The organism is Allocellulophaga tsushimaensis, assembly GCF_055383085.1.
Window position 1 is genome coordinate 2,300,910 of sequence record NZ_AP039451.1, and the last position, 12,461, is coordinate 2,313,370.

Sequence of the window (12,461 nt, forward strand, 5' to 3'; positions counted from 1 at the left end):
CTTTAACGATTTGTGTTAAAGACGTTTTTTTAATGTTAACTTGTTAATAGATTTTTACTCATTTGTTTATGAAACTTAGAACATTTGAGTAGATTTGAATGTTATTATAGCCACTTTGTAATTTTTATTAAATACGTAACTATTAATGAAAATATCACAACACATACCAATTTTATATTTAATGTTGGTAGTACTCCTAGTATCTGGATGTGACAAAACAGAAAAGAAAGTAACTCCACCAATTGATAGCGAATTAAAACTATTCAGTTTACTAAGTTCTGAGGATACTGGTATGAAATTCTTGAATGAAGTTATCAATCAGAATGACTTTAATATTTTTATGTATCGTAATTTTTATAATGGCGGTGGTGTAGCTATAGGCGATATTAATAATGATGGATTACCTGATATTTATTTAACAGGTAACATGAAACCTAATAAATTATTTTTAAATAAAGGTAATTTAAAGTTCGAAGATATTTCTGAAAAAGCAGGTATTGAAGGGAATAAACCTTGGTCTACAGGTGTTAATATGGTAGACATTAACCAAGATGGATTATTGGATATTTATGTTAGTAATGCAGGTAATTTAAAAGGGAATAACCATGATAATGATCTGTATATTAATAATGGTGATCTTACTTTTACTGAAAAAGCAGCAGAATATAATTTAGCAAAAACAGGTTTTAGCACTCATGCTACTTTTTTTGATTATGATAAAGATGGAGATTTAGATGCCTATATTTTAAATAATAGTAATATTCCTGTAAGTAGTTTAGGTTATGCTGAACAACGGCATGTTAGAGCGCAAGATTGGGAAGGAGTACCCGAAATTTTTAGAGGGGTTGGTGATATGTTGCTACGTAATGATAATGGTACGTTTACTGATGTAAGTGAGAAAGCTGGTATTTATGGCAGCCTTATCGGATTTGGATTGGGTGTAATGATAAGTGATATTAATAATGATTTGTATCCAGATATCTATGTGTCTAATGATTTCTATGAACGAGATTATTTATATATCAATAACCAGGATGGCACTTTTAAAGAGGATATAAAAAATTGGACATCGCACTTAAGTCTCTCGGCTATGGGAATTGATATGGCTGATATTAATAACGATGGTAATGCAGATATTTTTATTACAGATATGCTACCAGAAGGAGATCAACGTGTTAAATCTGTAATGACTTTTGAAGGCTATAATATCTTTAAATTAAAACAAAGTAAAGATTTTTATCAGCAATACATACAGAATACATTACAATTAAATAATGGTAATGGCTCGTTTTCAGAAATAGCAAATTTTAGTGGCGTTGAGGCTACAGATTGGAGCTGGGCAGGTTTATTGTTTGATATGGATAACGACGGGTTTAGAGATATCTATATTACCAATGGCGTTAATCATGATTTAACAGACCTTGATTTTATTGATTTTTTTGCCAATGATATTATTCAGAAAATGGCACTCACAGGTAAAAAAGAAGCTATTGATTCTATACTCAATAAAATGCCAATTGCACCCCAAACAAATTATGCATATAAAAACAAACATGATATTACTTTCAGTAACGAAACAAGCAATTGGGGTTTAGAAATCCCTAGCCTTTCAAACGGGGCAGCATATGGAGATTTAGATAATGATGGAGATTTAGACTTAGTAGTTAATAATGTAAATATGGAATCTTTCTTGTACCGTAATAATGCAGAGAAACTTACCAATCATAATTATATAAAACTCAAATTTGAAGGCGATGAAAGAAATAGATTTGCGCTGGGTACTTCAGTAAAGTTATATCATGAAAATAATATAGTGTTTCAAGAACTCATTACATCCCGTGGCTTTCAATCTTCAATGGATCATGTAATGACAATAGGTTTAGGAAATTCTAAAACCATTGATTCTATAAGAGTAATATGGCCAGATGATGCTACTCAAAAACTTACCAATATTATAGCAAATCAGCAAATTCTTTTAAAGAGAATTGATGCAGAAGAAACCTATATTCCAGTAAAAAAAGAAACAAAAAACACCTTGCTTAAAGAACTTGCTATTGACGCAATAGCCCATAAAGAAAATAATTATAATGATTTTGATAACGAAGGTTTAATTTCTAATATGCTTTCGCAAGAAGGCCCAGCGCTTTCAGTAGCAGATGTGAATAATGATGGTAATGAAGATGTTTTTATTGGTGGGGCAAAAGGACAGGCAGGTACTATTTACTTAAATGAAGGGAATGGAAACCTTAGAGAAATACCTCAAAAAATATTGGACTCAGATAAAAATTTTGAAGATACAGCAGCTGCCTTTTTTGATGTAGATAATGATGGAGATATCGATTTAATGATTGGCTCAGGAGGGAATCAATTTGGTGAAGAAAAAACCTATAAAACCAGATTATATTTGAATGATGGTAAAGGAAATTTTAAAAAATCTAATACTAAAATACCTTCAGTGTATAAGAACAGCTCAATTATTGCACCTTATGATTTTGATAGTGATGGAGATATAGATGTTTTTATTGGATCTAGGAGTGTTGTTAGTACCTATGGTATAAATCCAGATCATTTGTTTTTAGAAAATAATGGAGACGGCACTTTTATCAATGCTACGGAACGTGTTGGATATGTGCTAAAAGATGCAGGGATGATTACTAATGCTGTTTGGGCCGATGTTAATGGTGATAACAAGAAGGATTTAATTACCGTATCAGATTGGGGTGTGCCAACTGTTTATAAAAATTCTGGAAGAAGATTATCTCATTTTTCTTCAGATTTAGATAGTCTTCACGGTTGGTGGAATACTATTGAAACCGCAGATTTAGATAATGATGGTGATCAAGATTTAATCATTGGTAATCAAGGTAGTAATACTGCTTATAAAACATCAGAAACAAACCCAATGAAAATTTGGATCAATGATTTTGATAATAATGGTACTATAGAGCAAATCGTTACAAGAGATTTTGATGGTAAAGACTATCCAATTCATATGAAAAAGGAGCTAACAAGTCAATTAGTCTCTTTAAAAAAACAAAATTTAAAAGCTTCTGAATATGCAAAAAGACCAATTGATGAATTATTTCCTAAAGAAATAATAGAAAAGTCAATTGTGAAAAAAGCAACTATTGCCGAAAGTGTTATTGCCCTTAATGAAGGAGATGGTAAGTTTACAATTCAAAAATTACCAAGTAGAGTTCAGTTGTCTTGTGTATGTGGTATTACCTGTGTTGATGTAAATAAAGACGGGAATTTAGATATTATTATGGGAGGGAATAATTTTGAATTTAAGCCGCAATACTCTCGTTTAGATGCCAATTACGGAAGCGTCTTAATAAATGATGGAAAGCTTGGCTTTAGTTGGCAGACTTATGATGAAAGCGGTTTTTTTATTAAAAATGAAATCAAACACATAAAGGAGTTTAAAGATAAAAATGGTAAAAGTTATATCATTACTGCTATTAATAATGATAAACCTAAGGTATTTTCTATAAATGAATAAACAAATAATAGTTGTTCTAATTGCTATAGTATTCCTGGCATGTAGTAAAGAAGGTGATTTATTTAAAAACCCAACTTTAAAAGAAACTGGCATTACTTTTCAAAATACACTTACAGGAAAAGAAGACTTAAATATTTTAGATTACCTCTATTTTTATAATGGAGGTGGTGTTGCCGTTGGTGATATTAATAATGATGATTTGCCAGATATTTTTTTTACTGGAAATCAAGTACAGAATAAATTATACCTAAACAAAGGGAATTTAAAATTTGAAGACATTACCGATAAGGCAGGGATAGCAGGAAATAGTAGCTGGAATACAGGAACTATTATGGGAGACGTTAATGGAGATGGTTTGTTAGATATTTATGTATGTGCTGTAGTGGGTATCAAGGGGTTTGATGGTTATAATGAATTGTATATTAATAATGGGGATTTAACTTTTACAGAGCGTTCTGCTGCATACGGATTAGATTTTGACTCCTACAGCTCATCTGCAGCTTTTTTAGATTATGATTTAGATGGCGATTTGGATATGTATATCTTAAACCATGCGGTGCATACACAAGAGTCTTTTGGTAGAGCAGATTTACGCGAAAAAAGAAATTATCAAACGGGAGATAAATTAATGCGTAATGATGGTGCTAAATTTACAGATGTAAGCGAAGAAGCAGGGATTTATGGCGGTTTAAATGGTTATGGATTAGGAATAGCTGTTGCAGATTTTAATCAAGATGGGTATCCAGATCTTTATATAGGTAATGATTTTCATGAAGATGACTATTACTATTTAAATAATGGAGATGGCACTTTTACGGAGAGTTTAAAGACCTATTTTAGCCATACTAGCCGTTTTTCTATGGGTAATGATGTTGCCGATTTAAATCATGACGGTTGGTTAGATATTTTATCCTTAGATATGCTACCTGAAAATGAAAACGTATTAAAGTCTTCTGCTGGTGATGATAATGTTCAAACTCAAAAGTTACGAACAGAAAGATATGGGTACCATTATCAGTTTACAAGAAATATGTTATATATCAATCAACAAAATAGCAATTATACCGAGGTAGCATTGCAAAGTGGTATTGCTGCTACAGATTGGAGTTGGAGTGGGATTTTTGCAGATTACAATCAAGATGGTGAGCAAGATATTTTTATTTCCAATGGCATTCCAAAAAGACCAAATGATCTAGATTATATCAATTTTGTATCTAACGAACAGATTCATAAAAAACTGAATAATACAAAATTAATAGACCAACAAGCATTAGATATGATGCCTTCTGGCGCAACACATAATTATATTTTTAAAGGAACTAAAGAATTAGTATTTGAGGATAAGTCTACTAATTGGATTGTAAAAGATACCTTAACATCTGGTGCTACTGCAATAGGAGATTTTGATAATGATGGCGATATTGATTTGGTTGTGAATAATATTAATAACCAAGCTGCGCTTTATATTAATAAAACAGATGATGCCTCAAATTATTTAAAAATTAAATTTAAATATACACATCCTAATCCTTTCGGAATTGGTACAAAAGTATATGCGTATCATGACAATGCTAAACTTCAATATAAAGAATTATATACCGTAAGAGGTTTTCAATCTTCATCTGAACCCATGATCCATTTTGGTTATGGAAACATTAAAAAAGTAGATTCTATTAAAATTATTTGGCCCAATAAAACATATCAATTGCTAACCGATGTTGCAGTAAATCAGACATTGGTACTTTCGCCAAATAATACTAAACCATTTAATTATGAGTTATTACAACCTAAAAAAGAAAAGATCTTTAAGAAAGTTGAAAATAATTTAGGTATTAATTTTAAGCATATAGAAGACAATTATGTAGATTTCAATAGGCAAAAATTAATACCATATCAAATTTCAGATCGCGGGCCAGCCATTTCCATAGGAGATATTGATAATGATGGTATGGATGATATTTTCTTTGGAGGATCAAAATATAAACCATCCAAGATTTATGTACAAAAAGACAGTGCTTTTATAGAGAAAAGAATTGCTTCCATTGCAAAAGATTCTATTAAGGAAGATGTCTCAGCCATTATTTCGGATTTTAATAGTGATGGTAAAAAGGATTTGTTTGTTGGATCTGGCGGTGCAGATTTTTATAATAAAATGAAGCCACTATTAAATAGTTATTATATTAATAATGATTCTATTTTTGAATCATCAAAACTCCCAGACTCTTTTGAAAATGTTTCTACTATTAGAGAAAATGATTTTGATGGAGATGGAGACTTAGATCTTTTTGTAGCCAGTAATGCAGTATCCAATGATTTTGGAAAAATGCCTAATTCATACATTTTAAAAAATGAAGGAGGTAGGTTTTCTATACTCGAAAATCCAGAATTACAAAATACCGGTATGATTACAGACGCTATTTGGAGCGATTTTGATGCAGACGGAATAAAAGACCTTATCATTGTAGGAGAATGGATGCAACCAAAATTCTTTAAGAACAGTAAGGGTAAGTTAACAGAAGTAACACCTTTAGATAAAAAAATAACAGGGCTTTGGCAGGTTATAACTCCATTTGATATTGATGGTGATGGTGATCTAGATTATATGTTAGGCAATTGGGGCACTAATTCTAAATTTAAAGCTTCTGAACAAAGTCCTATGAAAATGTATTATGGCGATTTTGATAACAACAGCCAAACAGAAACTATTGTTTGTACTGAAAAAGGAGGAGCATATTACCCGTTGTTAGGATTAGAAGAACTTTCTTCTCAATTAGTAAGTTTACGTAAAAAATTTCCTAGCTATAAAAGTTTTGCTGGAAAAACAGTTGAGCAGATTTTTGATGAAAAAGAATTACGTAAAGCAACATTGTTAGAAGTAAATACATTAGCATCTGGTTATCTAAAAAATGAAAATGGTAATTTTATTTTTATTCCATTTATCCCTCAATTACAAGTATCACCTATTACTGCTTTCTTAGCATATGATTTTGATGCTAATGGTAAAAATGAAGTCTTAGCAGCTGGTAATTATTTTGGCGTGAAACCTTTTCATGGTAGATTTGACTCTTTTTCAGGTGCTTTGATTAAAAATGAAAAAGATGTAATTTTAGGAAACAAATTAGGCTTAGATTTTGCTCAGAAATCGGTAAGACATCTTAATATCATCATCTTAAATAATAAAAATTATTTATTAGTCACTATAAATAATGATGATGCACAGGTTTATAAATTAAATTAGAATAATTTTAGTAAGACAATGAGAAAACAATTAATAACAGTACTTAGTTTACTAATTTTAATATCATGTAACCGTGAAGATGAGCCTATTGTGGTTTCTACTCAAAATTATCACAATACTATAGACAGAGTAACCGATATTATGGTGCATGATATATTTTCGCCGCCAGTTGCCAGTAGAATATATGTATATCCAAATATTGCAGCATATGAAATTATCGCCCAACAAAATAAGGACTATACCACTTTAGAGAAACAAATTAATGGTTTAACAAGTATTCCTAAAGCTTCGGAACCAGTAAATTATCAATTGGCAGCATTAATTGCTCATATAGATCTAAGTAAAAGACTTGTTTTTTCTGAAGATAAATTAGAAGTTTATAGAGATAGCTTATATCAAGTATGGGAACATAAAAATGCTCTTGAGTTTAATGCAGCTAAGACATATGGATTAAAAGTTGCTCAGCATATTGCAAACTGGATGGATAAAGATAACTATAAGCAAACACGAACAATGCCAAAATTTACGGTGAATGCAGATGACCCATCTAGATGGCAGCCTACACCGCCTGCTTATATGGATGGTATAGAACCACATTGGAATAAAATTAGAACTTTTGTCATCAATACAGCAGACCAATTTAAGCCAATACCCCCACCAGCATTTTCTATGGATATAGCATCTGATTTTTATAAAGAGCTAAAAGAAGTCTATGATATTAGTAATGAAATTACAAAAGAAGGCGATACCTCACAAGAAGTTGCAATTGCCCAATTTTGGGATTGTAATCCATATGTTTCCGTAACTAGAGGACATCTAATGTTTGCTACTAAAAAAATAACACCAGGTGCGCATTGGATCGGTATTACAAAAATAGCAGCTACTAAAACAAATTCCGATTTTGATAAGACAGTTTATGCCCATACAAAAACGTCGATGGCTATTTTTGATGCTTTTATAAGCTGTTGGGATGAAAAATACAGAAGTAATTTGGTAAGACCAGAAACATTGATAAATGAGCATTTAGATGAGAATTGGAAACCTATCTTACAAACACCACCTTTTCCAGAGTACGTAAGTGGACACTCTGTAATTTCGGGTGCAGCATCAGTAGCGTTAACGAATATTTTTGGAGATAATTTTTCTTTTGATGATGATACAGAATTACGATATGGTCTTCCGGTAAGGAGTTTTAAATCTTTTGCAGCCGCAGCAGATGAAGCAGCTATTAGTAGAATGTATGGCGGTATTCATTATAGAGCAGCAGTAGAAATTGGGGTGAAGCAAGGAAGAGACTTAGGTAGTTTTATGGTAGATCATCTAAAAATGATGAACAACTCTAAATAATGAGGTATAATAAGGTTTACATAAAATATGAAACGGAAAATTTTATTATTTTTTAGTATTGTAGTGATTGGCTTTCTTGGTTGGTATTTATTTCTAAAACCCTATAATTATTTAGCTACCCTCCAAGTAAATACTTTTCCTGGAACCATTAATCAAAGTATTAAATTGTGGAGCAAAACGCAAGACCCTTCAGTTGAGATCATACAAGAAGATCTGCAAAATATATCACACAATTTCACCATTAATGATTCTACCTACAATTACAATTGGCAGTTGGAGCCACTTACAGATTCTACAACTAAAGTAAAAGTTTATATAAAAGATGTAAACCATAGCCTAAGTCATAAAATTAAGAGCCCTTTTAGTGAAACTAATTTTGAAAAAACGTCAAAACGATTACTATTAGATTTTAATGAAAAACTAAAGCAGCATCTTAAAAAGATAAAGATAAAGATTATAGGTAAAGATAGCTTGGCTAGTACCTATTGTGCATATATTCCAGTTAAAAGTACACAATTGCATAAGGCACAAGGAATTATGCAAAACTATGGTGTGCTTAATAATTTTGTAGTGTCTAATAGAATTAAATTAAACGGCACTCCTATGATTGAAGTCACTAAATGGGATATAAAAACGGATAGTGTTCATTATAATTTTTGTTATCCAATTATAAAATCAGATTCTTTGCCTGTTAGTGATCTTGTTAAATATAAACAACTCAATATAGCACCTTCTTTAAAAGCAGTTTACAATGGTAATTATACTACATCCGATCGTTCTTGGTATCGTTTGTTAGATTACGCTGAAAAGAATAATATAAAACTAACTCCTAAACCAATAGAAGTATTTCATAATAATCCAAATTTTGGCGGTAATGAATTGGAATGGAAGACAGAAGTTTACATACCCATTAAAACGGACTAATCAATTAAAGATCAAATTTCATAAGCCTTTAAAAAATCTTGAAATAGTAAGCCTTTTTTCTTTAAAAAATTTTTTCTTGATTGGTGTAATTTGTTTTAAATCAATCATTTGCTATAGAAAATTAATATTGCAATTATTTTTTTGTAATAAAGCACATTCACTACACCATTTCGAAAACGATTTCGCTTAAAAATTTAACGGTTATAGTCCAAAAACGCCAAATTATGCTAATAATTCAAGAAATTGTTGTAACCAATTATGAGTACATATAATTATAAAAAAATGAAAAAAATAGCTTTATCCCTATTAACCCTATTACTAATGAATAATTGTAAAGAAAAAACCACAGATGTAGCAGAAAAAAAAATAGATAATTCAGCTTGGTGGAAAGAAGGTGTTCTATACCAAATTTACCCACAAAGTTTTAAAGATACCAATGGAGACGGATTTGGAGATTTTAAAGGAGTTATAGAAAAATTAGATTATCTAGAAAGTTTAGGAATTACTTCGGTTTGGATGAATCCTTTCTTTGAATCTCCCTTAGTAGATAATGGATATGATGTAAGTAATTATAAATCGGTACACCCACGATACGGTACTATGGAAGATTTTCAGGAAATGCTTGATGGTATGAAAAAGCGTGGTATTAAATTTGTTTTAGATGTAGTGGTTAACCATAGTAGTAACGAGCACGACTGGTTTAAACAATCACGTAGTTCAAGAGATAACTCTTATCGAGATTATTACCATTGGTGGCCAGCAGAAAAAGGAAAACCACCATACAGACATAGCTTATTTGATCCAGAAGGTGGTTGGGATTATGACGAAACTACAGATGCATATTACCTCCATACATTCGCTGAAGCACAACCAGATTTAAATTGGGAAAACCCTAAATTACGTCAGGAAGTGTATGATATTATGAAATTTTGGGCAGAGAAAGGTGTAGATGGGTTTAGATTAGATGCTTTTCAATATGCAAGTAAAGATGTTACTTTTCCGGAATGGCCAAAAGGACACGAAAAAGATTTCAATAAATGGTATGGTATGAGGCCTCAACTTCATGATTATTTAAAAGAAATGTATAAAGAAGTTATAGAGCCTTATAATTTATTTGCTGTGGCAGAAGGTGCTGGAACCACTTTTAAAGATGCACATGATTTGGTTGATGAAGATAGAAAAGAACTTCAAGTAGCTTATCATTTTGAAAGCATGGGTATTTCCAAAGGACGTAAAGGCTACGAACTTTTAGATTTTAAAGAAGTTTTTACCAAATGGGATACTTCATTTAAAGAAAATGGTTGGCTGGCAATTTTTCTTTCTAATCATGATAATTCTAGACTAGTAAATAGATATGGGAATCCTAGTCCAGCGTTTAGAACTGTTTCTACCCAAATGTTAAATACATTTATGCTTAGTATGCGGGGAACACCGTATACCTATTATGGAGACGAACTTGGGATGACCAATATTGATATGCCCAATATTGAAGAATATGTAGACGTAGCTGCAATCGGAGATTATAAAAGAGCCCAATCTGAAGGGAAAGATATGACAGAATTTATGAAAGATCTTAACTTTTATTCTCGTGAAAATGCTCGTACAGGAATGCAATGGGATGATACGGAGAATGCAGGGTTTACTACTGGAACGCCTTGGAAAAAAATGAACGAAAACTATAAAGAAATAAATGTTTCAATCCAAGATAAAGACCCAAATAGTATATTAAATCATTTTAGAAAAATGGTTAGGATACGTAAAGATAATAAGGTTTTAGTGTATGGCGATTACCAATTATTAGATGCAGAAAACAAAGAAGTTTACGCGTATACTAGAACATTAGATGACCAAAAAATGTTAGTGCTTTTAAATTTTATGGATCACGATTCTAAAGTTCAGTTAGCAGAAATAAAAACCATAGGAGAAACACAGATTAATAATTACAAAGATTTAACTATAGCTAAGGATATAATAACCCTTAAACCCTATCAGGCAGTTATTGTTTCTTTGAAATAATAAAGATTTTGAATTAAAGAAGTAGCGTTAATTAAAGAATAGGTATATTGCTATAGACTCTATCAGTACATTAAAACCTAACAAACCAACTTAAACATGAAACTAAAGAAACCCACATTATCTTTCTGGCAGATTTTTAATATGAATATTGGGTTTTTAGGTATTCAGTATAGTTTTGGTTTACAACAAACGGCTATAAATCCTATTTTTTTATATTTAGGAGCACCAGAAGAAATGTTGCCCATACTCAATATTGCTGGTCCAGTAACTGGGTTAATTGTACAACCTATTATTGGAGCCATGTCAGATAAAACCTGGTCATCACGTTGGGGAAGACGAAAACCTTATTTTTTAATTGGAGCATTGTTGGGTAGTGTATGTTTATTCATATTCCCGTATAGTCCTGTGCTTTGGTTTGCTGTTGGTTTATTGTGGATTTTAGATGTAGGTAACAATATGGCTATGGAGCCCTACAGAGCTTTTGTTGGAGACAAATTACCTGAAAAGCAACTTAGTTTAGGATACCAAATGCAAAGTTTATTTGTTGGTGCTGGTATCTTATTAGCAAATGGTTCTATTGTTTTATTTCAATATTGGTTTGGTGGAGAATCTGTAGAAGAAGCGGGTGCTATTCCACAATGGCTGTATTATTCTTTTTATATTGGAGCTTTTTTATCTTTAACTACCATTTTATGGTCGGTTTTTAAAACTCCTGAAATTCCACCTTCGAATGAAGAATTAGAAGAAATACATAAAATTAAAGGCTTGTCTTTTGGCGCTCGTATCATAAAACCTTTTTTAGAAATTATAGAAGCTATAAAAGAGATGCCAAAATTTATGTGGAAAATTGGGGCAGTATATTTATTTCAATGGTATGCATTGTTTATCTATTGGCAGTTTACTACACCGCTATTTAAATTAACTTTAGGGTATTCAACATCAGAAGCTGCCTCACAAGCAGCAAAAATGAGTTTAACATATAATACAGTAACAATGTTAGTTGCGCTTGCTTTAGTACCTTTAACGCTCCGTTTTGGAAGTAAAAAAGTATATGCTTTAAGTTTAATAGGTACAGCAATTGCTTTATTTACCATACCCTATATTTCAGATCCTATTATGGTACTCTTACCAATGGTATTATTTGGAATTGGTTGGGCTGCTATGATGGGGATACCCTATACCATGGTATCTAAAATTGTTCCGCAAGATCGTAGAGGTGTTTATATGGGTATTTTAAATATGATGATTGTTATCCCAATGTTTATACAAACGCTAAGTTTTGGCCCAATTTACGAGTATGTATTAGGGGGAAATGCCATAAACGCAATGCTATTTGCTGGTGTATTCTTTGTGATCGCAGGCATTTTAGCAATGCGACTTAAGCAACAAAAAACTGGTGCTCATTTATAAAAAAATAAGTTGTTTATTCTTTTG

The 12,461-nt window shown here is 31.5% G+C and carries 6 protein-coding genes; all 6 read left to right on the plus strand.

Annotated features, from left to right (window positions below):
• Window positions 1–145 precede the first annotated feature (145 nt).
• Entirely contained in the window at window positions 146–3,502 is a 3,357-nt protein-coding gene (locus tag ACZ451_RS09820) for a VCBS repeat-containing protein (RefSeq protein ID WP_464211895.1), read from the plus strand.
• The gene (locus ACZ451_RS09825; RefSeq protein ID WP_464211897.1) at window positions 3,495–6,740 is read left to right on the plus strand and encodes a VCBS repeat-containing protein; all 3,246 of its coding nucleotides are present in this window, start codon (window positions 3,495–3,497) and stop codon (window positions 6,738–6,740) included. Before ACZ451_RS09820 ends, ACZ451_RS09825 begins: the two co-directional genes overlap by 8 nt.
• Before the next feature lie 18 nt (window positions 6,741–6,758).
• Entirely contained in the window at window positions 6,759–8,087 is a 1,329-nt protein-coding gene (locus tag ACZ451_RS09830; protein WP_464211899.1) for a vanadium-dependent haloperoxidase, read from the plus strand.
• 27 nt (window positions 8,088–8,114) lie between these two features.
• Window positions 8,115–9,011, plus strand: a complete 897-nt coding sequence (locus ACZ451_RS09835; RefSeq protein ID WP_464211901.1) for a GyrI-like domain-containing protein — start codon at window positions 8,115–8,117, stop codon at window positions 9,009–9,011.
• A 282-nt stretch (window positions 9,012–9,293) separates the two neighbouring features.
• Window positions 9,294–11,027: a glycoside hydrolase family 13 protein gene (locus ACZ451_RS09840; protein ID WP_464211903.1), complete on the plus strand. Its 1,734-nt coding sequence runs from the start codon at window positions 9,294–9,296 to the stop codon at window positions 11,025–11,027.
• Between the two features lie 96 nt (window positions 11,028–11,123).
• Window positions 11,124–12,437, plus strand: coding sequence for an MFS transporter (locus ACZ451_RS09845; protein ID WP_464211905.1), 1,314 nt, complete (start codon window positions 11,124–11,126; stop codon window positions 12,435–12,437).
• Window positions 12,438–12,461: the final 24 nt, after the last annotated feature.